Source organism: Microbacterium sp. SA39, from assembly GCF_000967865.1.
GTDB lineage: Bacteria > Actinomycetota > Actinomycetes > Actinomycetales > Microbacteriaceae > Microbacterium.
Window position 1 is genome coordinate 223,838 of record NZ_JXRU01000039.1, and the last position, 24,713, is coordinate 248,550.

Here is a 24,713-nt window from a genome sequence, read left to right on the forward strand (position 1 = left end):
TGGTGCGGGCGAAGTGCGCGCGCAGCACTGCATCTGCCGACCCCGGAGGGCACGGCGCGACCGTCAGTCAGTCAGGAGAGTTGTCGGTGTCGGCGACCGGCGACCCCGGAAGGGCGTCGTCGGATGGGCCGGTGACCCGGTCCCAGGCACGGAGCGGGTCTACGCCGACGTCGCCGAGGCGGGCGAAGGCGCTGCTGGCACCTCCGCCGGGACCGGCGGAGGAAGTCGGGGAGACCGGAGCGCCCGGTGGGGCGCCGGAGGGCGCGTCGGAGCTCGCCCCCGGAGCCCCGCGCTCGCCGATCACGACCGTGGGAATGCTGGCGGGGGCCACGGGCTGAGTGGCGAGCGCGGGGACGGTGGCGTAGACGGATGAACCGGATGCTGTCGCGGAGAGTTGCGTGAGAGAGCTCGATGATCCGGGATCGCTCGACCCGCCCGCGACCGGGAGTACGGTTCCCGGCAGTGCGGGGTCGGGCAGCGCGGGGTCGATACCGTCCACGATCGGCGGGACCGTCGCGTCGACGACCCCGCCGATCACTCCGGTCACGTCGTCGACCACGTCGACGACGGAGTCCACGAGGTCGCGGGTGCCGAGATCCTCGACGACTTCGCCGACGATCGGGAGACCGGTGACGGCATCCATGATCGGGTCGACGACGTGCGAGGCGGGAGAATCGATCAGCAGGTCGGTGCCCGTCTCGACCACGGCCTGCACGGTCGGCGCCACGGCCTGCACGACGGGTGCGGCGACCGGCACCTGTGCGACGGCCTGCGTGACCGGCTTTGCGACGGCGGCGACAACCGGGGGAGCCGCCTGCTGCACCGGCGCGGTCACGGCCTGCACGACGGGTGCGGCGACCTGGGTGACGACGGGGGCGACCACCTGGTTGACGACGGGTGCGGCGACGGCTGTCACGGTCTCTTCGACCGTCGAGGTGAGGCCGTCCAACGGCCCATTCGCCTCATCGGCGTAGGCGCTGCCCCCACCGGTGAGCACCGTGAGTGCGGCCCAAGCCAGCGCGCCGAAGCCACCCCAGATGACGACGGCGGGAACGCCGCGTCGGGTGGCCCGAGCGTCCACGTCAACCTCCCCCTCTGAAGGCAACGCATATCGACACAGTCAGTGCCGATGCGCTGACGATACTCGCGCTTCTGCGCGTTGTCCAGGGCTATTTCGCGCAGCCGCGAGGACACATCCTGCGATGACGCGCCCGGTGAAATCTCGGCTTGACTTTCCCCAAGTTCTACACATGTCCCCACAGGATGGGGAAACCTTCAATCATGCATTGAAGCCCGTTTCCATCCACAGGCTGGGGAATCAGGAAACACCTGATCAACGCACTTAACAGAACCGATATTCGATCCCATCCACCGGGTTATCCACACCGGTTCTACACAGACACTCCGAGTTTGTCCGCACGCTCTCCACAGGGTTATCCACAGGCCGTGTTGCACCCGGTTCTCGGCGCTCGTACCGTGGTCGAGCGACCGAATGTCGGGGGCTCCTGATTCGCTGTGCACGGCGGCCGGAACGGCCCGACACACAGCCCGTCCCTCGAGGCGGCGCATTCGGAAAACGTCGCATCGAAGGGAACAGCGTGTCGATCGCGGACATCTCAGAGGAGCGCCTGGGAGGGCATCGCCCGCCCGAGCGCACGCCTCCGCACGACCTCCTCGCCGAGCAGAGCGCCCTGGGCGGAATGCTCCTGTCGAAGGATGCCGTCGCCGATGTGATCGAGACGCTCAAGGGCGCCGACTTCTACATTCCCAAGCACGAGCTCATCTTCGAGGCGATTCTCTCGCTGTACTCGCACGGCGAGCCGACCGACGTCGTCGCCGTCACCGACGAGCTCATCAAGACCGGGGAGCTGGGCAAGGCCGGCGGCGCCGACTATCTGCACACCCTCACCTCGATCGTGCCGACGGCTGCCAACGCCGGCTACTACGCGAGCATCGTCAACGAGCGCGCGATCCTGCGGCGCCTGGTCGACGCCGGCACGCGCATCGTGCAACTCGGCTACGCGGGTGAGGGCGACGCGACCGACATCGTCAACAACGCCCAGGCCGAGATCTACTCGGTCACCGGCACCGAGACCGCCGAAGACTACGTCCCGCTCACCACGGCCGTCGACGCGGCGATCGAGGAGATCGAGGCCGCGAACGGCCGCGACGGCTCGATGACCGGCATCCCGACCGGGTTCAAAGAACTCGACGAGCTCACGAACGGGCTCCACGGCGGCCAGATGATCGTCGTCGCCGCCCGACCCGCCATGGGTAAGTCGACACTCGCGCTCGACTTCGCGCGCGCGGCATCCATCGGTCACGACTTCCCCTCGATCTTCTTCTCGCTCGAGATGGGCAAGAGCGAGATCGCGATGCGTCTGCTCAGCGCCGAGGGCGGCATCCCGCTGCAGAACATGCGAAAGGGAACGCTCGACCCGCGCGACTGGACCACCGTCGCCGCGACCCGCGGTCGCATCAACGACGCCCCGCTCTACATCGACGACAGCCCCAACATGACGCTTGTCGAGATCCGCGCGAAATGCCGTCGGCTCAAGCAGCGTGAGGGTCTGCGCATGGTCATCATCGACTACCTGCAGCTGATGACCTCGGGCAAGCGCGTCGAGTCGCGTCAGCAGGAGGTCTCCGAGTTCTCGCGAAGCCTCAAGCTCATCGCCAAGGAGCTGCAGGTCCCGGTCATCGCGCTGTCGCAACTGAACCGTGGTCCGGAGCAGCGGCAGGACAAGAAACCCGCGATCAGCGACCTGCGTGAGTCCGGCTCGATCGAGCAGGATGCCGACATGGTCATCCTGCTGCACCGCGAGTCCGTCTACGACAAGGATGTGCGTCCTGGCGAGGCCGACCTCATCGTCGCCAAGCACCGTAACGGTCCGACCGCGACGATCACGGTCGCGTTCCAGGGTCACTACTCGCGCTTCATGGACATGGCTCCGGGCGGCGACTTCAACTGAATTGTCGGTTCCGTCTGAAGATGGCGGTCGGCATTCATTGTCGAGCCTGAACAGTAGTGATCAGCATCAGTCACCTTTCGCTGGGTGCCATCAGGTGGATACTGGGCTGACCATCACAGGGCGGTGATGGTGACGGCACCTACGGAGGGAGCATCTGATGAGTGCGAGAAATTCATCCCAGTCCATCATGCGGCGCAAGCCCATCGACTACATGGAGGACGAGAGCAAGAACGGCGGGCTCTTCAAGTCGCTGGGTCTGTGGCAGCTCACGGCGATCGGCGTCGGCGGCATCATCGGCGTCGGCATCTTCTCCCTCGCAGGGCTGGTGGCGGCAGGCAGCGAAGACACCCCGGGAGCAGGACCCGCTGTACTCATCTCCTTCTTGATCGCCGGCCTGGCATCGGCGGCCGCCGCTCTCTCCTACGCCGAGTTCGCCGGCATGATCCCCCGGGCGGGGTCCGCGTACACGTACGGCTACGTCGCCCTCGGCGAGGTCATCGGCTGGTTCATCGGCTGGGACCTGCTGCTCGAGTACATCGCCATCGTCGCCGTCGTGGCCATCGGTATCTCCGGTTACTTCGACGCCTTCCTCTCCGGGGTGGGCATCCACATGCCGGCGTGGATGACGTCCACGGCCGACGAGGGCGAAGGGGGAATCGTCAACATCCCCGCCATCGCCGTCTGCCTGCTCGTGACGTGGATCCTGTCCCGCGGAACCAAGGCGTTCGGGCGCTTCGAGCTCATCGCGGTCGCGATCAAGGTGCTCCTGATCCTGTTCATCATCGGTCTGGGCGTCTTCTACATCGATGCGAACAACTTCAACCCCTTCATGCCCAACGGCTTCGGCCCTGTGCTCGCCGGCTCCGCCACCGTGTTCTTCGCGGTGTTCGGCTACGACGCCATGAGCACTGCCGCCGAGGAGGCGAAGGACGGCAAGAAGCACATGCCGAAGGCCATCATCCTGTCGCTGGTCATCGCGATGCTGCTCTACGTCGCTGCCACGCTCGTGCTGACGGGCATGCAGAACTGGGAGGAGATCGACCCCACGGCCGGGTTCGCGTCCGCGTTCGCGAGCGTCGGGCTGCCCGTGATCGCCACCATCATCTCCGTCTTCGCCGTCCTGTCCATCCTCACCGTGATGCTCACCTTCCTCCTCGGCGTCACCCGTGTGTGGTTCTCGATGAGCCGGGATGGGCTGCTCCCGGGGTGGTTCGCCAAGACCGACCGAAAAGGCACCCCGCAGCGCGTCACCTGGATCGCCGGCGTCGCCTCTGCGCTCCTCGCGGGCGTGTTCCCGATCAAGGCAGTCGCAGACCTCACCAACATCGGCATCCTCGCCGCGTTCGTCGTGGTCTGCCTGGCGGTCATCATCTTCCGTTACAAGCGCCCGGACGCCCCGCGAGCCTTCAAGCTCCCGTTCATGCCGCTGGTTCCCGCGTTCGGCGTGCTGGCCTCCGGCTTCCTCATGCTGCAACTGCACTGGGAGACCTGGGTCCGCTTCGGCTGCTGGCTCATCATCGGCCTCATCATCTACTTCGCATACGGCCGCAGGCACTCCCTGATGAACCCGAACAGTCCGCGCCACGCCGAGAAGCAGGCAACGCAGACACCGAAGATCGATTGAGTGCCGGCTCCGCTCGCTGGGATGGTTGTCAGGCCCTCCTTCGACGCCTGCGGGTTCGTGCCCACGAACGCGGGGCTCATCGAACTTCGCTGACGGACGTGTGAGTGGATGGTCACTCGCAGCGTGTATAAAGGCGCCATGATGCCTACGGACTGGACGCGCACGCTCAGCGCTGCGACAACGATCGCCGTGACGGCAGCTCTGCTCGCCGGATGTGCTGCGCCCCCGGAGGCCGCGCCGGAACCCACGGGCAGCCCAGGCGTCGAGGTCGGTCCCGAGATCGCGGATGCCGTGGCAGGGGTCATCGGCGCCGGCGCCGTCGCCGTCGTCGTGGACGTACGGAATGGCGACGAGGCTGTGCAATGGACGGAAGGGGTGGCCGACCTCGATGAGGAGCGCAGCGCCGAGGCGGACGATCCGGTGCGCATCGCGAGCATCTCGAAGACCGTCCTCGCCGTCGTCATCCTGCAGCTCGTCGAAGAGGGGGAGATCTCGCTCGACACCACCGTCGAAGAAGTGCTCCCGGGTCTCCTCGCGTCCGCGCCCGGCGATGTGACGATCGGTCAACTGCTGGCTCACACGAGCGGGCTGCCCGACTACATCCCTGTCCTCGCCCCCGACGTGCAGGCGGTCATCGACGGACGGGAGAAGACGTACGAGCCCGAGGAACTGGTCGCGATCGCTCAGCAGCAGCCGTGGCATGCCGCGCCGGGAACAGCTTTCCACTACACCAACGCGGGATACACGGTGCTCGGCCTCATCGCCGAGGAGGTCACCGGCGATACCGTCCCGGACCTGATGTCCGCGCGGGTGTTCGAGCCCGCCGGCATGGACGAGACCGCCCATCCGGACGGCAGCGCGATGCCCGACCGTGCTCTTCGGGGGTATATGAGCGTCGACGGTGAACACGTCGACATGACCGAGTTCGAGCCGTCCTTCTGGTCGTACGGAGCCTCTCTCATCTCCACCGTCGGGGACGTGGGGGTCTTCAACGCTGCTCTCCAGGGTGGGGAGCTGTTGGAGGAGGAGACGCTGGCGCAGATGCGTGCGGTCGGGGCCGAGGGATATGGTCTGGGCGTGCTCGCCGGGGGCGACGCCTGCGGCACCGAACCGGCAGGGCCTGTCTACGGTCAGCGTGGCAACGGGTTCGGATACAACTCGATCACCCTCGCCAGCGCCGACGGTGAACGTGTCGTGACGGTGGCGTACACCGGGGGCTCGTTCGATCCGGCGACAGACCCGATCTTCCGGGCCGTGAACGACGTCCTGATCGCCGGCCTCGCCCACACGTGTCCGTAGGGTGAGGAACGGGGGGCGGTGAACCATCGGCGCGGTAGGTCGGTTCGAGCGCACGTTCGCCGGCGTCCAGGTGCGCAGGGATCTCCGCATGCGTCATCGTGTGACGCGCCGGCGCACCCGTCGCCCGTGGTTCGCGGGTCCGGTCGGCTCGGAACGTGCGCCACGCGTCCCGCTCGACATCGAACGCGACGAGGTACCAGCGCCCCTGTGCGTCGACGAGCCGGCGGGGCTAGACACGGCGAGGAGGCGTGCGGTGGGTCCGACCATGTTGTCATCATCTGGTCGAACCAGGACAGGATCAGACCTAGTTCGCCTCTAACGTCGATCCCATCAGCGAGAACGAGCAGATGGGAAGCATCATGAACGACACGACGAACACCACTCCCTCGGGGTACACGAGCGTCGCTCCGTGGGTCGTCACCAGCGACACCGGGGGCCTACTCGACTTCATCACGCACGTGCTGGACGGTGAAGAGCTGGCGCGCGTGGCCACGAAGGACGGTTCCATCGGACACGGCGAGATACGGGTAGGAGACACGGTCGTCCTCGCTTTCGATCAGCGTCCGGAATGGCCCGCCATGCCGAGTCTTCTCCGTGTGTGGGTCCCGGATGCCGACGACACCTTCGCGAAGGCGGTCGCCTCCGGTGCCACGGTCGTCACCGAACTGAGCGACAGCGCCTTCGGCCAGCGCGGCGGACGGATCAAGGACCCGTTCGGGAACATCTGGTGGGTGGTGAGTCACGTCGAGGACGTGCCCGAGGACGTCATGTGGCAGCGGCTGCAGGAACCCGCATATGCCGAGCAGATGCGCATCGCACAGGAGACCCTCGACGCCGAACTCAGCGGCCGCAGCCACCGACGCAGCAGCGCCCCCACTCCCTGAGCACCGGGGGTGGACAGCCACTCGTGGCGATCGATCCCACGTACCTCGGTGATACCGCGGATGAGCGTTCAGGTCAGGCACCTCGGAGGCGCGCTGATGCAACTACTTCGCGACGAGCGTCGTCGCGAAACTGTACATGTCGGGGCGGTAGCAGTGGTGGCCGACTTCGAAGGCCTTTCCCGACGCGTCATACGCGACGCGTTCCATGGTCAGCACCGGACCACCCTTGTCGATGTCGAGGAGAGCGCTCTCGTCGCCGTGCGCCCGTCGTGCCCCGATCCGCTGGTTCGCGACCCGGATCGTCACGCCCCGGGAGCGCAGGATCTGGTACAGGCCCTTGGTCTCCAGTTGCTCGGTGGTGATGTCGGCGAATTCGGCCGGCAGATAGTTGGCGAGGACGGCCACGGGCACCCCGTCCGTGGATCGCTGGCGTCGCAGATAAACGATCTCCGATCCGACGGGAACGCTGAGCGCCGCCGCGGTCTCGGCGTCGGCGGGTCGAGTGTCGTGCTCGAGCACGCGCGTGCCCGGTTCGTGATGGGAGCTCTGCAGGTCTTCGTAGAGGCTCGTCAGCTCGACCTGTCGCGTCACCTGCCCCTGCACGACCTGCGTGCCGATCCCGCGTCGGCGGACGAGGAGACCCTTGTCGACGAGTTCCTCCATCGCGCGACGGATCGTCGGCCGCGAAAGCCCCAGGCGCTTGGCGATGGCGATCTCGTTCTCGAGTCGGGCGCCGGGAGGAATCTCACCTGAGCGGATGGCTCGCTCCAGGGCGGAGGACACCTGGAAGTAGAGCGGGACGGGTCCGGTTCTGTCGAGTGTCGCCAGCAGGGCATCGAGTTGCACCACGTCGTCTGTCATGCGTCCGATCCATCCTCGCTGTATTGACCCGACAATCTAACATGCGTGTTTCCATGTTCGGAAGTTCATCACTCGGGCTGTTGCGCTCGACAACCCTTGTGCTATTGTCAGGACAAATGATCCGACGATGCGGGTGCTCTTCGAGACGCCGCAGAGAGTTGTACACCGGAGTATGACCGAGAACACTTTCCCTCTCGACGTGCTGGCGTTCGGCCGGCTCGGCGTCGACATCTATCCGCTCCAGTCCGGCGTGGGTCTGGAAGACGTCACCACGTTCGGCAAGTACCTCGGCGGCAGCGCCGCCAACGTCTCCGTCGCCGCAGCACGCTACGGCCGCTCGACGGCCCTCGTCTCAGGCGTCGGCGACGATCCGTTCGGGCGCTATCTCCTGCGCGAACTGCGACGGCTCGGAGTCGACCCCCGCTACGTGTTCGTCGATGAGACGCTGCAGACCCCGGTGACGTTCTGCGAGATCTTCCCGCCCGATGACTTCCCGCTGTACTTCTACCGCGAGCCCAAGGCGCCCGACCTCAACATCTCTCCCGACGCCCTCGACCTCGACGCCATCCGCACCGCCCGGATCCTGTGGTTCACGACCACGGGCCTCAGCCAGGAGCCGAGCCGCGCCGCGCACCACGCCGCGTTGCAGACCCGCACCGAGGGGACGACCGTGTTCGACCTGGACTACCGGCCGATGTTCTGGGCGGAGCCTGCGGACGCGCGTGCGCAGGTCGAGCGCGCACTCGAGTTCGCGAGCGTCGCCGTGGGCAACCGCGAGGAATGCGAGATCGCGGTCGGCGAGACCGAGCCGCGGCGAGCTGCGGATGCCCTTCTCGAGCGCGGAGTCGAACTCGCCATCGTCAAACAGGGCCCGAAAGGTGTGCTCGCGAAGACCCGCAGTGAGACCGTCGAAGTTCCTCCGCACGTGGTCGACGTGGTCAACGGCCTCGGCGCCGGCGACGCATTCGGTGGCGCGCTGTGCCATGGACTCCTCGCGGGATGGGGCCTCGAGCGCATCCTGCGCTTCGCCAACGTCGCGGGAGCGATCGTGGCGGGGCGACTGGAGTGCTCGACCGCTATGCCGACCGAAGACGAAGTCACCGCTCTGATCGAGGCAGGAGAGCGCTGATGGCTCCTTCCTTCCTCGCTCCGGAGGACTTCGACCGCCTTCGTGCCGTGCGCGCCTCGGCACCCCACACGATCGGACAGGCGCTGACCGGGCGCCGTCGCCGCGACGTGCTGCGCGGTGATGGGCGCCTGTTCATCGTGGCCGCCGATCATCCCGCTCGCGGCGCCCTGGCCGTGGGTGCGGACCCGACCGCCATGGCGGATCGCTATGACCTGCTCGACCGGCTCGCGCTCGCACTGAGCCGACCCGGTGTCGACGGTGTGCTCGGCACCCCGGACATCATCGACGACCTCGCGGCTCTCGGCCTGCTCGACGACAAGATCGTCGTCGGCTCGATGAACCGAGGCGGCCTGCGCGGCGCATCGTTCGAGATGGACGACCGCATGACGGCATACGACGTGCCCGGGATGGTGGCGGCGGGCATCGACGTCGCGAAGACCCTGCTGAGGGTCAACCTCGATGACACCGGCACCTCGGCGACCCTCGTCGCGATGGCCGACGCCGTCAGCCGGTCCGCGGCCGCAAAGCTCCCCATCATGCTCGAGCCGTTCCTCAGCCGATGGGTCGACGGCCGCATAGTGAACGACCTGTCGACGGATGCCGTCATCCTGTCGATCGCGATCGCCTCCGGGCTCGGATCGTCGAGCGCCTACACCTGGATGAAACTCCCCGTCGTCGACGACATGGAGCGCGTCATGGCCGCGACGACCATGCCCACCCTGCTCCTCGGCGGCGACTCCGGTGCCGATCCCGACGAGACCTTCGCCACGTGGGAGGACGCCCTCTCGCTCCCCGGGGTGCGCGGTCTGACCGTCGGCCGAACTCTGCTGTATCCACCCGACGGGAACGTCGCCGCAGCTGTGGACATCGCTGCCGGCCTCGTCCACCCGATCCTCTGACACCGAAGGAATGAACCATGAGCACGACGCAGACCGCACCCGTCGGTGACGGCTCCGACTCCGGCATCCGCATTCTCACGCACTGGATCGACGGTGCCGAGCATGCTTCCACCAGCGGACGGACGGCCCCCGTGTACAACCCGGCGACCGGTGCCGTCCGGGCGCAGGTCGCGCTGGCGGACCAGGCCGAGATCGACCACGCCATCGCGTCCGCGCAGCGCGGCTACGACGTCTGGAGCGGCTACTCGATCGCGAAGCGGCAGACGGTGCTCTTCGCCTTCCGCGAGCTCCTCAACGCCCGCAAGCAGGAACTCGCCGAGATCATCACCGCCGAGCACGGCAAGGTGGTCTCCGACGCGATGGGCGAGATCCTGCGAGGACAGGAGGTCGTGGAACTCGCCACCGGCTTCCCGCATCTGATCAAGGGCGCTTTCAGCGAGAACGCGTCGACCGGCATCGACGTGTACTCGCTCAAGCAGCCGCTGGGCGTCGTGGGTGTCATCTCACCGTTCAACTTTCCCGCGATGGTCCCGATGTGGTTCTTCCCGATCGCCATCGCCGCCGGCAACGCGGTCATCCTCAAGCCCTCCGAGAAGGACCCGTCCGCCGCGCTCTGGCTCGCGCAGCTCTGGAAGGAAGCCGGTCTGCCGGACGGCGTCTTCACAGTGCTCCAGGGAGACAAGCTCGCCGTGGACGGCCTGCTCACGAGCCCGGTCGTGCAGTCGATCTCGTTCGTCGGATCCACGCCCATCGCCCAGTACATCTACGAGACCGCCTCGAAGCACGGCAAGCGGGTACAGGCTCTCGGCGGCGCGAAGAACCACATGCTCGTCCTCCCCGACGCCGACCTCGACCTGGTCGCCGACCAGGCCGTCAACGCCGGCTACGGTGCGGCGGGCGAGCGGTGCATGGCGATCTCGGTCGTCCTGGCCGTCGAGCCGGTCGCCGACGGGCTCATCGAGAAGATCACCGAGCGCATCGGGCGCCTCCGGATCGGCAACGGCGCGGGCGACGAGAACGGGGAGCCCGACATGGGTCCGCTGATCACCGACGCGCACCGCGACAAGGTCTCCTCGTATGTCGACATCGCCGAGGCGGATGGCGCGAAGATCGTCGTGGACGGCCGCGGTCTCGCGGTGGACGGGCATGCGGACGGGTTCTGGTTCGGCCCCACCCTCATCGACGACATCCCGACGACTTCACGTGCTTATCAGGAGGAGATCTTCGGACCCGTCCTGTCCGTCGTACGCGTGCAGTCGTACGACGAAGGCCTCGACCTGATCAACTCGGGACAGTTCGGCAACGGCACCGCGATCTTCACCAACGACGGCGGAGCCGCCCGTCGCTTCCAGAACGAGGTGCAGGTCGGCATGATCGGCATCAACGTGCCGATTCCGGTCCCGGTCGCGTATCACTCGTTCGGCGGCTGGAAGCAGTCCCTCTTCGGCGACGCGAAGGCCTACGGTGTGCATGGGTTCGACTTCTTCACGCGCGAGAAGGCCGTCACGGCTCGCTGGATCGACCCCGCCACGCGCAACGACTCCACGCACGGCGGCCTGAACCTCGGATTCCCCCAGAACGACTGATGACACCCGGTATGAGCACCACGAACCAGCGCTGGTTCCACCGGCGGGGCGCGCTCACCCACGACGGCTGGGAGAGCATCGTCGACGAGCAGACCCCCGGCTGGGAGCACACCGGCATCCGCGTGGCCGAGATCACATCGGGTGACTCTCTGTACCTGTCGGACAGGGGTGTCGAGCGCATCGTCATCCCTCTCGCGGGTTCGTTCGACATCGTCCACACCGCGGCCGGATCGACGACCTCGACGCATCTCGTCGGGCGTGCCTCCGTCTTCGAGGGTCCGACAGATGTGCTCTACCTGTCCGCCGACTCCACGGCGCAGCTGACGGGAGAGGGCCGGGTCGCCGTCGCGACGTCGCCGACCACCGTCGTGAGGCCGAGCCGCCACATCACCGCAGCCGAGACACCCGTCGAGCTGCGGGGCGCCGGAGCATCCAGTCGTCAGGTGCACAACTTCGGCACCCCGCAGGCGCTCGACGCCGCGCGCCTCATCGTGTGCGAGGTCATCACTCCCGCCGAGAACTGGTCGTCGTATCCGCCGCACAAGCACGACGAGCACGTGCCGGGCCGCGAGTCGCGCCTCGAGGAGATCTACTACTTCGAAGCCGCTCCCGCGGCGGGCTCGGGTGCCACGCAAACAGCGGCGTTCGGGATGTTCAGCGCGTACTCCTCGCCCGCCGGCGAGATCGACATCAACGCGATGGTGCGCTCCGGAGACATCGCGCTCGTGCCCTACGGCTACCACGGCCCCGCCGTGGCGGCACCGGGCTACGACCTGTACTACCTCAACGTGATGGCCGGCCCGGATCCCGAACGCGAATGGCTCATCAGCGACGACCCTGCGCACGCGTGGGTGCGCGACACCTGGAGAGGGCAGCAGGTCGATGTCCGCCTGCCCTTCGGCGACGATACAGAAGGACGGCAGTGATGGCGACGACGAAGCGGATGACGGTCAGTCAGGCTCTCGTGGAGTTCCTCGGACACCAGTGGACGGTCGACGGCGACATCCGCGAACGCACGATCCCCGGCATGTTCGGCATCTTCGGCCACGGCAACGTCGCGGGCATCGGCCAAGCGCTCAAGCAGGTGAACGTCGAGCAGCCCGACCTCATGCCCTACTACCAGGCACGCAATGAGCAGGCGATGGTGCATCAGTCGGTCGGGTTCGCCCGCATGCACCGTCGTCGCGCGACACTCGCGTCGGCGGCATCCGTCGGGCCGGGCGCCACGAACATGCTGACCGGTGCCGCGCTGGCGACCACCAACCGCCTGCCGGCGCTGCTGCTGCCCAGCGACACGTTCGCGACGCGGGTGGCCGACCCGGTGCTGCAGCAGCTCGAGCAGCCATGGGACACCGGGCTCACCGTCAACGACGCCTTCCGTCCGCTCTCTAAGTTCTTCGACCGCGTCCAGCGCCCCGAGCAGCTCTACTCGATCGCGCTCGCCGCGATGCGGGTGCTCACCGATCCAGCAGAGACCGGTGCCGTCACGATCGCGCTTCCCGAAGACGTCCAGGCCGAGGCCGTCGATGTGCCCCTCGAGTTCCTGCAGGACCGCGAATGGCACATCCGTCGTCCGCTTCCCGAGCACGCACCGCTCGCCCGCGCGGTCGCCGCGATCCGCGCCGCGAAGAAGCCGATCATCGTCGCCGGCGGGGGCGTGATCTATTCGGGCGCCGAAGATCACCTGCGTCTTCTGGCCGAAGCGACCGGGATCCCCGTCGCCACAACGCAGGCGGGCGGGGGAACGCTCAACTGGGATCATCCGCAGAACCTCGGCGGCATCGGGGCCACCGGAACGCTCGCCGCCAACCGGCTCGCCGCCGAGGCCGACATCATCATCGGCATCGGCACCCGGTACAGCGACTTCACCACCGCATCGCGCACGGCATTCCAGAACCCCGACGTGGCATTCGTCAACATCAACGTCGCATCGTTCGACGCCTACAAGCACGGCTCGCAGCTCCCCCTCATCGCGGATGCCAGGGAGGCGCTCGCTGCGCTGTCGACCGAGCTCCAGGGGTATCGGGTCCCGAGCGAGCACGCCGAGCACGTCGCACGGGAGAAGAAGGGGTGGGACGCGCTCGTCGACGACGCCTTCACCCCCCGCGGACGCGCTCTTCCGGGGCAGCCCGAGATCATCGGCGCCATCCAGGGCGCGAGCGCCGCGAGAGACGTCATCGTGCAGGCTGCGGGCTCGCTTCCGGGCGACCTGCACAAACTGTGGCGAGTGCGGGATCCCCTCGGCTACCACGTCGAGTACGCGTTCTCCTGCATGGGTTATGAGATCGCCGGGGGGCTCGGCGCGAAGCGGGGACTGCTCGCCGACGGCGACGACCGAGACGTCATCGTCATGGTCGGCGACGGGTCCTACCTCATGCTCAACACCGAGCTCGTGACCGCGGTCGCCGAGGGCATCAATCTGATCGTCATCCTGATCCAGAACCACGGGTACGCCTCGATCGGGCATCTGTCCGAGACCGTGGGATCGGAGCGCTTCGGCACGATGTACCGCGAGTACGACCCTGACGAGCGCAATTTCCAAGGGGAGCGGAAGCTCCCCGTCGATCTCGCCATGAATGCTCGCAGCTATGGCCTCGACGTCATCGAGATCGCTGCCGGCCCGGATGCGGTCACCGACCTCGCGGCTGCGGTCACGGCGGCGAAGGCCTCCGACAGGGCCACCGTCATCCACATCGAGAGCGATCCCCGCGTCTACGCGCCCGGGGGAGAGGGCTGGTGGGATGTGCCGGTCCCCGAGGTGTCGAGCCTCCCGTCGAGCCAGCGGGCGCGCACGGAGTACGAGCGGCTGCGCATCACGCAGCGGCCGCTGCTGGGACAGGAGTCGGGCGAATGAAGGCGACAGTCGCAGGGGCGCCGGTGAGCTTCGGCGTGTTCGAGATGACCCCGGAGGGCGCCGAGACGATCCAGCCGGACGACATGCTCGAGATCCTCGCCGCAGCGGGCTACCGGGGCGTCGATCTCGGCCCGCTGGGGTACTTCGGTCGCGGGGAGCAGCTCCGCACCCGGCTGAAGGGTCACGGCCTCGATCTCGCCGGCGGATGGGTGCAGCTTCCCTTTTCGGACGACGAGGCATTCGAGGCGGCGCTCCCCGATCTGCACGATGCTCTGCGCGTGTTCTCCGAGGCGGCCGAGGACGGCCCCTCCCGCCTTCCGCTTCCGACGCTCGCCGACGACGGCTCGGCGGCCCGACGGGCGTCTCCTGGCCGCGGCGGCGAGGTGGATCGCCTCACCGACGTCGCATGGGGGCGGCTGATCGCCAACACCGAGCGCGCCGCCGCACTGGTCCGCGCCGCCGGGCTCGAGCCCACGTTCCATCATCACGCCGGAACCTTCGTCGAATCGCCCGATGAGATCGATCGATTCCTGGCGAACGTCGACATCGATCTGACGCTCGACACCGGGCACCTGTTCATCGCGGGGGGCGATCCGCTCGAGGCGGTGTCGCGCTGGGGCGACCGGATCAATCATCTGCATCTCAAGGATGTGGACCTCTCCGAACTGCGACGCGTCCTCGCTGCCGGCGGCGGCATGCCGGAGGTGTGGTCGTCCGGCGCCTTCGTCGCGTTCGGCCAGGGAGACATCGATCTCACCGCGGTGATGGACGCGGTCGAGCGCCGTGGCTTCGACGGGTGGATCGTCGTGGAGCAGGACGTGCTGAACGGGCCCGACATCTCCGTCGCCGACTTCCGTGCCGCGCGCGCCGCCGACCAGGTCCGCAACCGCGAGGTTCTGAACACCTGGGCCTGACCTCCCTTCCATCCATCCACCACCGAGAGCACGACAAGGAACACCGATGACTCACACACCCCTCCGCTTCGGCCTGATCGGGACCGGTCGCATCGGCCAGGTCCACGCCGCGAGCATCGCCGCTGATCCGGAGGCGATGCTCAGCTGGGTGGCCGATCCCTTCGTCGATGGCGCCCGGGCCGTGGCCGAGACCTACGGGGGCACGGCGACAGACAATGCCGACGAGATCTTCGCCTCGGGCGGGGTCGATGCCGTCCTGGTCGCTTCGCCGACGCCGACGCACGTCGACCTGATCGCGCAGGCGGTGGATGCCGGCATCCCCGTGCTCTGCGAGAAGCCGATCGATCTCGACATCGCGCGCGTCGACGCGTTGCGGCCCAAGGTGGCCGCCGCCGGTGTACCGGTGGCGCTGGGGTTCAATCGCCGCTTCGACCCGTCGTTCGCCAGCGCCCGGGCTCGGGTCGCTGCGGGTGAGATCGGTGCGCTGGAGCAGCTGACGATCATCAGCCGCGACCCGTCGGCTCCGCCCGCGGCGTACGTGGCCGTGTCCGGGGGGATCTTCCGCGACATGACGATCCACGACTTCGACATGGCGCGCTTCTTCCTGCCCGAGATCGTGGAGGTGTCGGCGGTCGGCACCACGACGTTCGACGACGGAGCCCGGGAGCACGGGGACTTCGACACCGCCGTGACGACGCTGCGCGCGGCATCCGGCGCGATCGTCACGATCGTCAACTCGCGACACAGCTCGGTCGGGTACGACCAGCGCATCGAGGCCTTCGGCGGACGAGGGGTGCTGCACGTCGCCAACGCCCCCTCGAGCCTGGTGAGCCTGTCCACCGCCGACGCGGTCGAGGCGAAGCCCCCGTACGAGCAGTTCTTCCTCGAGCGATACGCCGTGGCCTATGCGGCCGAACTGCGCGAGTTCATCAAGCTCGCCCGCGGCGGAGCCTCCACGAGTCCCACGTTCGAGGACGGCCGCGCGGCACTCGTACTCGCCGACGCAGCCCAGCGTTCGGCCACCGAGCGTGTCGTCGTGCCCGTGTCGCTCGGCTGATCGGGAGGCGCTGATGACGACACCAGGAACGTTCCGACTGGCTGCATCGGCCGAGATGCTCTTCACAGAGCTCCCCTTCGAGGACCGGGTACGCAGGCTGCATGACCTCGACTTCGAGGTGGAGATCTGGGACTGGAGCACGAAGGACCTGCCCGCCCTGGCAGCGACCGGAGCGGTCTTCTCCTCGATGACGGGCTACCTCCGCGGCGACCTCATCACCGAGGACGGGATCGCGCAACTGCTCGACACGGCCGAGGAATCGCTACGGATGGCGGATGTCATCGACTCGCCGCGGCTGAATCTGCACGGCACCGGCTTGGACCCGAACGGCCTACCGATGCATCCGCGCGAGAGCGTGAGCGATTCCGACTGGGGCCTCGCGACCCACACGCTCGCACGGCTGGCCGAACTCGGCGCCCGTGCGGGCCGTGTCTTCACGCTGGAGAATCTGAACACCGCAGTCGATCATCCGGGGACGCCCTTCGCCCGCGCGGCCGACACTCTCGCACTCGTCCGATCCGTCGACTCGCCGGCACTGCGCCTCAATCTCGACCTCTATCACGCACAGATCGGGGAGGGGAACCTCATCGAACTCGTGCGGGAGGCGCTGCCGTGGATCGGCGAGATCCAGGTCGCCGACGTGCCGGGGCGGTGCGAGCCCGGCACCGGTGAGATCCGCTACGAGGCGGTCGCCGCCGCGCTGCGTGATCTCGGGTACGACGGCGTGGTGGGTCTGGAGGCATGGGCGTCGTCCGACCCGGAGGATGCGCTCCGCGCCTTCCGCGCGGCCTTCGCCGGCTGATCGGTCAGGGGAGGCTGGGCGGGCGATGGGGATCGCCCGCCCCTTCCGTCAGGCGTCGTAGGTGGTCGTGCCCTCGACGGCGGCGACCGGAGTCCACGAGCCGGACGCGGCGCTGCGCACCGCCGCATCGACGATCTCGGATGCCGACCAAGCGTCGGCAGCGGAGGGCGCGAGCTGACGCGCCTCCACGACCGATCGCAGGAACAGCGACGCCTCGATCGTCTTCAGGTCGTCGAAGCCCATGCTCGTCCCGGCGCCGGGCTGGAAGTTCGCGAAATCGCCGTACCCCGGTCCGACCATGATCGTGCGGTAACCGGAGGTGTCGTCGGCGAGTTGCAGCTCGTTGAGTCGCTGGAAGTCCCAGCGCAGCGACCCCTTGGTGCCGTAGACCTCGAGCCGGTATTCCGCGCGGGGACCGATCGCGACGCGGCTCGATTCGAGCACGCCGACCGCTCCCGAGTCGAAGCGGGCGAGGACCGCGGCATAATCCTCGTTCTCGACGTCCCCCGTGGGGCCGCCGCTCGCCCCCTTGCTGAAGTGGCTGGCCGCGCCCGACGCGGGCAGCGGGCGGACGCGTATGAAGGTCTCGGTCAGTCCGCTGACTGACGAGATCCGTCCGACGATGTACTGCGCCAGGTCGGCGCCGTGTGAGAGCAGATCGCCCAGCACGCCGGTCCCGGCGCGGTCGCGCTGGAATCGCCAGGTGAGGGCACCGTCAGGGTCGGCCGAGTAGTCGGCGATGAGCGCGATGCGCACGTTGGTGATCGTCCCCAGTGCCCCTTCGCTCACGAGCTTCCTCGCATGCGCGACCGCCGGGGCATGACGGTAGTTGAACCCCACCGCCGTCATCAGTCCGGCTGCCGCCGCTTCTCTGGCTATCTCGCTCGACTCGCGCACACTCCGGCCCATCGGCTTCTCGATCCAGAACGGCTTGCCGGCCGCGATGGCGGCCATGGCGATCTCGTGGTGGAGGAAGTTCGGCGAGCAGATGGAGACCACATCGACGTCGTCCCGATCGAGCACCTGCTGATAGTCGGATACCGCCTCGCGGTAGCCGATGACGTCGGTCGCATGCGCGCGGCTGTGCGGATCGGTATCGGCTGCGACGACGAGTTCGGTCGTCACCGGCAGATCGGGATAGTGCCGGGGTGCTGCCAGATACGCGCGGGAATGGAGGCGCCCCATCCATCCGACGGAGATGAGCCCCACACCGATGTGCGCCCTGCTGGTCATGGCTGTCCTTTCAGCGGAGATGTGTGCCCACTCTACGCATTGACAGAATGTCTTGACAAACATTCATCGTCGATGTCAGAATCTCCCCGACACCGACGTCACAGGATGCGATCAGTCGATGTCGACTGCGTTCCTCACCGAAAGGGAAATCACATGAACAAGCGCCTCCTCGGCGGCCTGGCACTGGTGGCCTCGGCAGTCCTGCTGCTGTCCGCCTGCTCGGGCACCGGTCAGGAAACCACCGACGGCGACGGAGGTGGAGGCGCCGACACCGAGTCGAAGGGCTTCACCTACGCGGTCGTGACGCACTCCGCCCCCGGCGACTCCTTCTGGGATCGCGTGAAGTCGGGCGCAGAGCAGGCCGGCAGCGACTACGGGGTCGACGTGACCTACAACTCCGACCCCGATCCGGCCAAGCAGTCGCAGCTCATCGACAACGCGATCGCGCAGGGAGTCGACGGGATCGTCGTCTCGATGGCCAACCCGGACGGCGTCAAGGACAGTGTGGAGCGCGCGGTCGAGGCAGGCATCGCGGTCGTGACGATCAACTCCGGTCTCGAGAAGTTCAAGGAGTTCGGGGCGATCACCCACATCGGGCAGAGCGAGTCGATCGCTGGCGCGGCCGTCGGCGAACGGCTCGGCGAGGAAGGCGCGACCAAGGCGCTCTGCGTCATCCAGGAAGCCGGCAACATCGGCCTGGAAGAGCGATGCGCCGCGGCGACCGAGGCCTTCAGCGGGTCGATGGAGAACCTCCAGGTCGACGGCACCAACGACGCCGAGGTAAAGGCGACGATCAAGTCGAAGCTCCAGGCTGATCCCTCGATCGACGCCGTCCTCACCCTCGGCGGCCAGTACGCGATCGACGCCGTCGGCGCCGTGGAGGAGTCCGGCAGCGCGGCGAAGGTCGCGACCTTCGATCTCTCCGAGGACGTCGTCAGTGCCATCGAGGCCGACAGCATCCTGTTCGCGGTCGACCAGCAGCCCTACGTACAGGGCTTCCTGGGTGTCACCGCGCTCTACCTGAAGAGCCTGAACGGCAACGACATCGGCGGCGGTCAGCCGGTCTACTCCGGTCCCGCGTTCGTCACGAAGGACAACGCGGCCGAGGTCGCCGAGTTCGCGAAGAACGGCACGCGCTGACCCACCCCGCGGAGCCGGAGGGCACACCTCCGGCTCCTGCTCGAGAAAGGAGCCGACGATGACCACGACGGACATAGTGACGATCGCGACGCGACCGCGAATGGAGCGTCAGCCGGTGCGACGGCTGCTGGCCCGCCCGGAGATCGGGGCACTCGTCGCCGCGCTGGCGGTGATGATCTTCTTCTCCGTGTACACGGACACGTTCATGACCATGGCGGGTGCCGGTGTCTGGCTCGAATCGGCCTCGACGTTCGGCATCATGGCGGTCGCAGTCGCTCTACTCATGATCGGCGGCGAGTTCGATCTGTCGGCGGGCGTGATGACGGGATTCACCGCTCTCATCGTCGGAGTCCTGACCACGCACTATGGCGTGAACATCTGGGTCGCCGCCGTGATCTCGCTCGCTGCAGCGCTCGCGATCGGTGCGCTGAACGGGATCCTCGTGATGAAGACGGGCTTGCCCAGCTTCATCATCACCCTCGGCACGTTCTTCGTCCTCGCCGGCATCGACCTGGCCGTCACGAAGCTCATCACGGGACAGGTCGCCATCCAGGGGATGACCAAGGTGCCGTTCTACGACACGATCCAGCCCGTGTTCGGGTCTTCGATGCAGATCGGCGGCGGCACGTTCTACATCTCCGTGCTGTGGTGGTTCCTCGTCGCGGCACTCGCGACCTGGGTGCTGCTGCGCACCCGCTCCGGCAACTGGATCTTCGCCGTCGGCGGTGCGCTGAACTCGTCGCGCCAGGTGGGCGTTCCGGTGCTCAAGACCAAGATCGGCCTGTTCATGGTGACGGCAGGAGCCGCCTGGCTCGTCGGAATGATCTCGCTGTTCCGCACCTCGACGGTGCAGGCCAACACGGGTGTGGGTCAGGAATTCATCTACATCATCTGCGCCGTCGTCGGAGGCTGCCTGATGACCGGTGGCTTCGGGTCGGCGATCGGCGCCGCACTCGGCGCCCTCATCTACGGGATGGTCTTCCAGGGCATCACGTTCGCGCAGTGGGACACGAACTGGCTTCGCACCTTCCTGGGCGCGATGCTCCTGCTCGCCGTCTTCCTGAACCATTGGGTGCGTCTTCGAGCCGGAGGGACGAAATGAGCACGACCACAGCGACCGCGATCCCCGTGGTCGAGGTCCGCGACGTCGGCAAGAGCTACGGGGCGATCAACGCGCTCAGCGGCGTCTCGACGACGGTGAACGCCGGCCAGGTGACCTGCGTCCTCGGCGACAACGGCGCGGGGAAATCGACATTCATCAAGATGCTCGCCGGTGCTCACACGCCGAGCGAAGGAGAGATGCTCCTGGATGGCGAACCCGTCACCTTCTCTTCACCGAGAGCGGCGCTGGATGCCGGAATCGCCACGGTGTATCAGGATCTCGCCGTCGTTCCGCTGATGCCCGTGTGGCGCAACTTCTTCCTCGGCTCCGAGCTCACGAAGGGGCGGGGTCCCCTCCGCCGCCTCGACGTGAAGCGGATGAAAGAGGTCACCTACACCGAGCTCGCGAACATGGGCATCGACCTGCGTGACGTGGATCAGCCGATCGGAACACTCTCCGGCGGGGAGCGCCAGTGCGTCGCGATCGCCCGCGCGGTGCACTTCGGCGCCCGCGTGCTAATCCTCGACGAGCCGACGGCCGCGCTCGGAGTCAAGCAGTCCGGTGTCGTTCTGAAGTACATCGCGCGGTCGCGCGACCGGGGGCTCGGCGTGGTGTTCATCACGCACAACCCGCACCACGCCTTCCCTGTGGGAGACCGATTCCTGCTGCTGAACCGCGGCACGAGCCTGGGTAACTACGAGAAGTCGGAGATCGACCTCGCGGAACTCACCAGCCTCATGGCCGGCGGCGCCGAACTGGACTCCCTGGCCCACGAGCTCGAACAGACTCTCGGCCCGGACTCTTCGCTCGTGCGGGAGATCGAGAAGGAGGCCGACAGCCTTCCCGGTGTTCTGCGGGATCCGTCCGACACGCGCGTCGACTGACCGACCCCGGCGAAGCCCAGCGTCAACGTGACGCTGGGCTTCGCTGTCGTGTCTCCGCCCTCCGGGCACGACAAGCGTCGCTATCGTCGATCCTGGCTGCTTCCGCATCAATGTGCAACTAGTTACAGAAAGTGCTTGGAAACCGCTATCCGCTCGGCTACCGTCGTTCTTGCCGACGAGAGTCCGGCACGAATCAAGGGAGATCACATGCACAACGCAAAGACGCGGACGGCACGCAGCCGCTTCCTTCTGGTGACCGCCGGTGTCGCGACCTCTGCTCTCGCGCTCGTCGGCTGCGCCGGTGGGGGCGGAGACGGCGACGCGGCAGCGGCGCCGGGCGAGAAGACCACCATCAGGTTCCTCTACGCGACCGGCGACGAGACCTGGAACGCCGTCGTCGACGAGGTCGTCACCGCCTTCAACGAACAGAGCGACACCACCGAGGTCAAGCTCGATCCTCTGCCCGCCGGCTCCGACTACGCGACCGCACTCAAGACGGTGGATGCCACGGGCAACTGGCCGGCGGTCGTCGACATGCGCGACACCCTGACCTACGTCGATGCCGGCAAGCTCGCCGGCATCCCCGAGGAGGTCACCGAACTCCTCGAGCCGGATGCCTTCGCCGCCGCCGAAGACGGCGAGGTGTACACCGTGCCGTACAGCGCGCTGAACGGCGAGCTCGGCATGAACATCGTCTACAACAAGACCTACTTCAAGGAGCACAAGCTCGAGGTCCCCGAGACCTACGACGACTTCATCGACCTGCTCGAGGAGATCAATTCCAACGGCGACGTTCCTCTCGCCACCGCCGCCGCCGAGGTGTGGCCCGCCGACCAGCTGTGGAAGCCGCTCGCCGCGCCCGTGTTCGCCGAGTACAGCGACGAGGGCGGCTTCTGGAACGCTGCGGCGGAGGGCCAGGCCTCGGTGGCCGACCTCAAGGCTCCGCTGGAAGAGCTCAAGATGATCATGGACGAGTACGTGCTCGAAGGGTGGCAGTCCACCGCGGATGCCCAGACCACGACCCTTCTCGTCAACGACCAGGCGGTCATGGCCACCTCGTCGGCGGGGCTCGGCCGCCTCATGGACATCAACAAGGTCGATCCGGAGTTCGACGCGGGGCTGTTCATCATTCCCGACGAGGACGGCAAGATCAACGTCCTCAAGAACAGCGTCGTCGGAGACACCGCCGGCGGCCTCGCCATCTCCGCGCAGGCGGCGGAGGACGAGGACGAGTACGCCTCGGCGGTCGAGTTCCTCACCTACTTCTACTCGGTCGACGCGGCGAACCTGATGGAGGCGAGCGGCTGGATCTCGCCCAACATCGTCGAATCCAACAAGGTCGAGCGCAACGACACCATCCCCGGTGCCGAGGACTTCTTCGGGCTGCTCGAGAACCCGAACCTCGTCTGGTACGAGAACGCCCCCACGCTCAGCACCTTCAGCTCGGTCAACACCTTCTTCCGGCAGTCGCGCATCGAGATGCAGGACGGCCAGACCACGATCGACGAGACGATCGCGAAAGTGCAAGCCGAACTCGAGGCGCAGGTCGCCGCAGCCGGCTGAGTCCGACGCCGAGGGCGCGGCCCCGACCGTGCCCTCGGCATCCCGGCGAGCGTTGATCGATCAAGGAGAGAACATGAGTGCACACACCGAGGTCCGCGTGCGGCCCCGATTCGGACGAGGGCGCTTGGCCATGCTGGGCTTCGTCCTCCCGGCCCTGGTGATCTATCTCCTGATGGTGATCGTCCCCTCGCTGCAGACCGTGCAGCTCAGCCTCACCGACTGGGACGGGATCAGCGACGACTACTCCTACGTCGGCATCCAGAACTACGAGGACATCGTCGCGAGCAGCCGCTTCTGGAACGCCGTGCGCAACACCCTGGTCCTGGGGCTCGGCTCGGCGCTGATCATCAACGTCATCTCGCTGGTCGTCGCCCTCATGCTCGACAAGCTCAACCACGCGCAGGGGTTCTTCCGGACGGCCGTTTACCTCCCGGCGCTGGTCAGCGCCTTCATCATGGCGACGATCTGGAAGTACCTGCTGAACTTCAACTTCGGCTCCGTCAATACCGTGCTCCGCGACATGGGCATGCCCGAGTGGGCCCGCGACTGGCTGGGCGACAGCAGCATCGTGATCTGGGTGATCCTCTTCATCACGTGCTTCACGCTCGGTGGGAACACCACCCTGATCTATCTCGCGAACCTGCAGTCCGTGCCGCAGGAGCTGGTCGAGGCCGCGCGGATCGACGGTGCGAGCGGCGCGAAGGTCTTCTGGAACGTGACCTGGCCGATGATCGCCGGCGCGGTCACGGTCAACATGACGCTCGCGATGATCGCCGGATGGGTGATCTTCGATCAGGTGCTCGTGCTGACGTCCGGCGGACCGGGCTTCGTGAGCGAGACCATGGCGTTCTTCATCTACAAGGTCGGCTTCGGGGAATACCGGGCCGGGTTCGGGTCGGCGGCTGCCGTCGTGCTCTTCATCGTGGTGATCGTGAGCACCGTCGCCGCGAACGCCTACATGCGCAAGAGGGAGATCCAGGCATGACCGAGACGATGACCCAGGTCACCATGAAGATCGAACCGGAGCAGCGCCCGTCAGGGCTCGCCCGCATCCCCCGCCCTCGGCGTCAGCGCCGGGAGAAGAAGAAGTGGTCCATCGGCGAGATCGTCGTGATGGTGGTGCTCAGCATCCTGGTGCTGATCGTCGCGTCGCCGGTGATCTACGCGCTGCTGAACTCCTTCCGCTCGTACGCCGAGATCACGAAGGATCCGATGGGCATGCCCACATCCTTCGCGTTCGACAACTACGTCGCCCTGTTCGAGCAGACCGACTTCCTCGAGGCCGTGCTGAACACCCTCATAATCACGGTCGGCACGGTGCTGATGCTGGTCATCATCGTGCCGATGGCGGCCTACGGCATCGAGAGGATCGGCGGTCGCACGTCGCGCTTCCTGTACGTGCTGTTCATCGCCGGACTCATGATCCCGTTCCAGGTGCGCATGATCCCGCTGGTCAAGGGGTTCGACGACGTCGGCCTCTACAGCACCCTGCTCTCGGTGATCCTGGTGCATCTCGGCGGGGCGGCGAGCTTCGGCATCCTGCTCTACTGCAGCTTCATCAAGGGCATCCCGATCGAGGTCGAAGAGGCGGCTCACGTCGACGGCGCAGGGCGCCTGCGCACGTTCTGGCTGATCGTCTTCCCGATGCTGCTGCCGGTGACCTCGGCCTTCGTCATCATCCAGTCGCTCGGCCTGTGGAACGACTTCTTCATTCCGCTGGTGTTCCTGGACTCGTCGTCGGCGGGAACCATCAACGTCGCGATCAACCGCATGGTGGGTCTGCTGACGTCGCAGTGGCAGCTGATCTACACGGGTGCGATCCTCGCGATCGTCCCCTCGGTGGCGATCTTCGCCGCGTTCCAGCGCTACTTCATCAAGGGCATGTCGGTCGGGGCGGTCAAGGGATGACG

The 24,713-nt window shown here is 67.0% G+C and carries 21 protein-coding genes and 1 pseudogene; 18 read left to right on the forward strand and 4 right to left on the reverse strand.

Going from position 1 to position 24,713, the window contains the following annotated elements:
• Positions 1 to 67: 67 nt before the first annotated feature.
• Positions 68 to 1,081 (reverse strand): hypothetical protein, encoded by a 1,014-nt coding sequence (locus RS85_RS19595; RefSeq protein ID WP_235282479.1) that lies wholly within the window; start codon positions 1,079 to 1,081, stop codon positions 68 to 70.
• 517 nt (positions 1,082 to 1,598) lie between these two features.
• Between RS85_RS19595 and dnaB the strand changes: the two genes are divergently transcribed.
• The 3 genes from dnaB (at position 1,599) to RS85_RS20115 (ending at position 5,895) form a co-directional block, all read left to right on the forward strand.
• On the forward strand, positions 1,599 to 2,972 hold the full coding sequence (dnaB, locus tag RS85_RS17480) for a replicative DNA helicase (protein WP_046014735.1): 1,374 nt from the start codon (positions 1,599 to 1,601) through the stop codon (positions 2,970 to 2,972).
• A gap of 157 nt (positions 2,973 to 3,129) precedes the next feature.
• Positions 3,130 to 4,596, forward strand: a complete 1,467-nt coding sequence (locus tag RS85_RS17485) for an amino acid permease (protein ID WP_046014736.1) — start codon at positions 3,130 to 3,132, stop codon at positions 4,594 to 4,596.
• A gap of 138 nt (positions 4,597 to 4,734) precedes the next feature.
• Positions 4,735 to 5,895 (forward strand): serine hydrolase domain-containing protein, encoded by a 1,161-nt coding sequence (locus tag RS85_RS20115; protein ID WP_052703620.1) that lies wholly within the window; start codon positions 4,735 to 4,737, stop codon positions 5,893 to 5,895.
• Between the two features lie 142 nt (positions 5,896 to 6,037).
• Here the strand turns inward: RS85_RS20115 and RS85_RS20265 are convergent.
• Positions 6,038 to 6,112: pseudogene (locus RS85_RS20265) on the reverse strand (WYL domain-containing protein); the annotation flags it as partial.
• A 142-nt stretch (positions 6,113 to 6,254) separates the two neighbouring features.
• Here RS85_RS20265 and RS85_RS17495 point away from each other — a divergent pair.
• Positions 6,255 to 6,779, forward strand: a complete 525-nt coding sequence (locus tag RS85_RS17495) for a VOC family protein (protein WP_046014975.1) — start codon at positions 6,255 to 6,257, stop codon at positions 6,777 to 6,779.
• 102 nt (positions 6,780 to 6,881) lie between these two features.
• Here RS85_RS17495 and RS85_RS17500 read toward each other — a convergent pair whose 3' ends face one another.
• Positions 6,882 to 7,640 (reverse strand): GntR family transcriptional regulator, encoded by a 759-nt coding sequence (locus RS85_RS17500; protein ID WP_046014737.1) that lies wholly within the window; start codon positions 7,638 to 7,640, stop codon positions 6,882 to 6,884.
• A gap of 172 nt (positions 7,641 to 7,812) precedes the next feature.
• On the opposite strand from RS85_RS17500, the gene iolC reads away from it, so the two are divergent.
• Genes iolC through RS85_RS17540 form a run of 8 tightly spaced genes read left to right on the forward strand, consistent with a single transcriptional unit; the run spans position 7,813 to position 16,881 of the window.
• On the forward strand, positions 7,813 to 8,769 hold the full coding sequence (gene iolC, locus RS85_RS17505) for a 5-dehydro-2-deoxygluconokinase (RefSeq protein ID WP_046014738.1): 957 nt from the start codon (positions 7,813 to 7,815) through the stop codon (positions 8,767 to 8,769).
• Positions 8,769 to 9,668 (forward strand): class I fructose-bisphosphate aldolase, encoded by a 900-nt coding sequence (locus RS85_RS17510; RefSeq protein ID WP_046014739.1) that lies wholly within the window; start codon positions 8,769 to 8,771, stop codon positions 9,666 to 9,668. Before iolC ends, RS85_RS17510 begins: the two co-directional genes overlap by 1 nt.
• 17 nt (positions 9,669 to 9,685) lie before the next feature.
• Positions 9,686 to 11,254 (forward strand): CoA-acylating methylmalonate-semialdehyde dehydrogenase, encoded by a 1,569-nt coding sequence (locus RS85_RS17515; protein ID WP_046014740.1) that lies wholly within the window; start codon positions 9,686 to 9,688, stop codon positions 11,252 to 11,254.
• An 11-nt stretch (positions 11,255 to 11,265) separates the two neighbouring features.
• The gene (iolB, locus tag RS85_RS17520; RefSeq protein ID WP_046014741.1) at positions 11,266 to 12,180 is read left to right on the forward strand and encodes a 5-deoxy-glucuronate isomerase; all 915 of its coding nucleotides are present in this window, start codon (positions 11,266 to 11,268) and stop codon (positions 12,178 to 12,180) included.
• Positions 12,180 to 14,108 (forward strand): 3D-(3,5/4)-trihydroxycyclohexane-1,2-dione acylhydrolase (decyclizing), encoded by a 1,929-nt coding sequence (gene iolD, locus RS85_RS17525; RefSeq protein WP_046014742.1) that lies wholly within the window; start codon positions 12,180 to 12,182, stop codon positions 14,106 to 14,108. The genes iolB and iolD overlap by 1 nt, the downstream gene beginning before the upstream one ends.
• Positions 14,105 to 15,022, forward strand: a complete 918-nt coding sequence (locus RS85_RS17530) for a sugar phosphate isomerase/epimerase family protein (protein ID WP_046014743.1) — start codon at positions 14,105 to 14,107, stop codon at positions 15,020 to 15,022. Before iolD ends, RS85_RS17530 begins: the two co-directional genes overlap by 4 nt.
• A gap of 46 nt (positions 15,023 to 15,068) precedes the next feature.
• Entirely contained in the window at positions 15,069 to 16,079 is a 1,011-nt protein-coding gene (iolG, locus tag RS85_RS17535) for an inositol 2-dehydrogenase (protein ID WP_046014744.1), read from the forward strand.
• Positions 16,080 to 16,092: 13 nt separating this feature from the next.
• Positions 16,093 to 16,881 (forward strand): TIM barrel protein, encoded by a 789-nt coding sequence (locus tag RS85_RS17540; RefSeq protein WP_046014745.1) that lies wholly within the window; start codon positions 16,093 to 16,095, stop codon positions 16,879 to 16,881.
• 48 nt (positions 16,882 to 16,929) lie between these two features.
• Here RS85_RS17540 and RS85_RS17545 read toward each other — a convergent pair whose 3' ends face one another.
• Positions 16,930 to 18,114, reverse strand: a complete 1,185-nt coding sequence (locus tag RS85_RS17545) for a Gfo/Idh/MocA family protein (RefSeq protein ID WP_046014746.1) — start codon at positions 18,112 to 18,114, stop codon at positions 16,930 to 16,932.
• A gap of 153 nt (positions 18,115 to 18,267) precedes the next feature.
• Between RS85_RS17545 and RS85_RS17550 the strand changes: the two genes are divergently transcribed.
• The 6 genes from RS85_RS17550 (at position 18,268) to RS85_RS17575 (ending at position 24,711) form a co-directional block, all read left to right on the forward strand.
• Complete coding sequence (locus RS85_RS17550; RefSeq protein ID WP_046014747.1) at positions 18,268 to 19,254, forward strand: sugar ABC transporter substrate-binding protein; 987 nt, start codon at positions 18,268 to 18,270, stop codon at positions 19,252 to 19,254.
• A gap of 58 nt (positions 19,255 to 19,312) precedes the next feature.
• On the forward strand, positions 19,313 to 20,356 hold the full coding sequence (locus tag RS85_RS17555) for an ABC transporter permease (RefSeq protein WP_046014748.1): 1,044 nt from the start codon (positions 19,313 to 19,315) through the stop codon (positions 20,354 to 20,356).
• The gene (locus RS85_RS17560) at positions 20,353 to 21,240 is read left to right on the forward strand and encodes an ATP-binding cassette domain-containing protein (RefSeq protein WP_046014749.1); all 888 of its coding nucleotides are present in this window, start codon (positions 20,353 to 20,355) and stop codon (positions 21,238 to 21,240) included. The genes RS85_RS17555 and RS85_RS17560 overlap by 4 nt, the downstream gene beginning before the upstream one ends.
• Before the next feature lie 207 nt (positions 21,241 to 21,447).
• Positions 21,448 to 22,803: an ABC transporter substrate-binding protein gene (locus RS85_RS17565; protein WP_046014750.1), complete on the forward strand. Its 1,356-nt coding sequence runs from the start codon at positions 21,448 to 21,450 to the stop codon at positions 22,801 to 22,803.
• 73 nt (positions 22,804 to 22,876) lie between these two features.
• Positions 22,877 to 23,788 carry a carbohydrate ABC transporter permease gene (locus RS85_RS17570; RefSeq protein WP_046014751.1) on the forward strand — a complete coding sequence of 304 codons (912 nt, stop codon included), beginning with the start codon at positions 22,877 to 22,879 and terminating at the stop codon, positions 23,786 to 23,788.
• The gene (locus tag RS85_RS17575; RefSeq protein WP_235282480.1) at positions 23,785 to 24,711 is read left to right on the forward strand and encodes a carbohydrate ABC transporter permease; all 927 of its coding nucleotides are present in this window, start codon (positions 23,785 to 23,787) and stop codon (positions 24,709 to 24,711) included. The genes RS85_RS17570 and RS85_RS17575 overlap by 4 nt, the downstream gene beginning before the upstream one ends.
• The last annotated feature ends 2 nt before the right edge of the window (positions 24,712 to 24,713 follow it).

What these genes read in the sequence shown, in the direction of transcription:
- RS85_RS17485 (WP_046014736.1), top strand. Translation starts at nt 3,130, where the DNA reads ATGAGTGCGAGAAATTCATCCCAGTCCATCATGCGGCGCAAGCCCATC.
- RS85_RS20115 (WP_052703620.1), top strand. Translation starts at nt 4,735, where the DNA reads ATGATGCCTACGGACTGGACGCGCACGCTCAGCGCTGCGACAACGATC.
- RS85_RS17495 (WP_046014975.1), top strand. Translation starts at nt 6,255, where the DNA reads ATGAACGACACGACGAACACCACTCCCTCGGGGTACACGAGCGTCGCT.
- RS85_RS17500 (WP_046014737.1), bottom strand. Translation starts at nt 7,640, where the DNA reads ATGACAGACGACGTGGTGCAACTCGATGCCCTGCTGGCGACACTCGAC.
- iolC (WP_046014738.1), top strand. Translation starts at nt 7,813, where the DNA reads ATGACCGAGAACACTTTCCCTCTCGACGTGCTGGCGTTCGGCCGGCTC.
- RS85_RS17510 (WP_046014739.1), top strand. Translation starts at nt 8,769, where the DNA reads ATGGCTCCTTCCTTCCTCGCTCCGGAGGACTTCGACCGCCTTCGTGCC.
- RS85_RS17515 (WP_046014740.1), top strand. Translation starts at nt 9,686, where the DNA reads ATGAGCACGACGCAGACCGCACCCGTCGGTGACGGCTCCGACTCCGGC.
- iolB (WP_046014741.1), top strand. Translation starts at nt 11,266, where the DNA reads ATGAGCACCACGAACCAGCGCTGGTTCCACCGGCGGGGCGCGCTCACC.
- iolD (WP_046014742.1), top strand. Translation starts at nt 12,180, where the DNA reads ATGGCGACGACGAAGCGGATGACGGTCAGTCAGGCTCTCGTGGAGTTC.
- RS85_RS17530 (WP_046014743.1), top strand. Translation starts at nt 14,105, where the DNA reads ATGAAGGCGACAGTCGCAGGGGCGCCGGTGAGCTTCGGCGTGTTCGAG.
- iolG (WP_046014744.1), top strand. Translation starts at nt 15,069, where the DNA reads ATGACTCACACACCCCTCCGCTTCGGCCTGATCGGGACCGGTCGCATC.
- RS85_RS17540 (WP_046014745.1), top strand. Translation starts at nt 16,093, where the DNA reads ATGACGACACCAGGAACGTTCCGACTGGCTGCATCGGCCGAGATGCTC.
- RS85_RS17545 (WP_046014746.1), bottom strand. Translation starts at nt 18,114, where the DNA reads ATGACCAGCAGGGCGCACATCGGTGTGGGGCTCATCTCCGTCGGATGG.
- RS85_RS17550 (WP_046014747.1), top strand. Translation starts at nt 18,268, where the DNA reads ATGAACAAGCGCCTCCTCGGCGGCCTGGCACTGGTGGCCTCGGCAGTC.
- RS85_RS17555 (WP_046014748.1), top strand. Translation starts at nt 19,313, where the DNA reads ATGACCACGACGGACATAGTGACGATCGCGACGCGACCGCGAATGGAG.
- RS85_RS17560 (WP_046014749.1), top strand. Translation starts at nt 20,353, where the DNA reads ATGAGCACGACCACAGCGACCGCGATCCCCGTGGTCGAGGTCCGCGAC.
- RS85_RS17565 (WP_046014750.1), top strand. Translation starts at nt 21,448, where the DNA reads ATGCACAACGCAAAGACGCGGACGGCACGCAGCCGCTTCCTTCTGGTG.
- RS85_RS17570 (WP_046014751.1), top strand. Translation starts at nt 22,877, where the DNA reads ATGAGTGCACACACCGAGGTCCGCGTGCGGCCCCGATTCGGACGAGGG.
- RS85_RS17575 (WP_235282480.1), top strand. Translation starts at nt 23,785, where the DNA reads ATGACCGAGACGATGACCCAGGTCACCATGAAGATCGAACCGGAGCAG.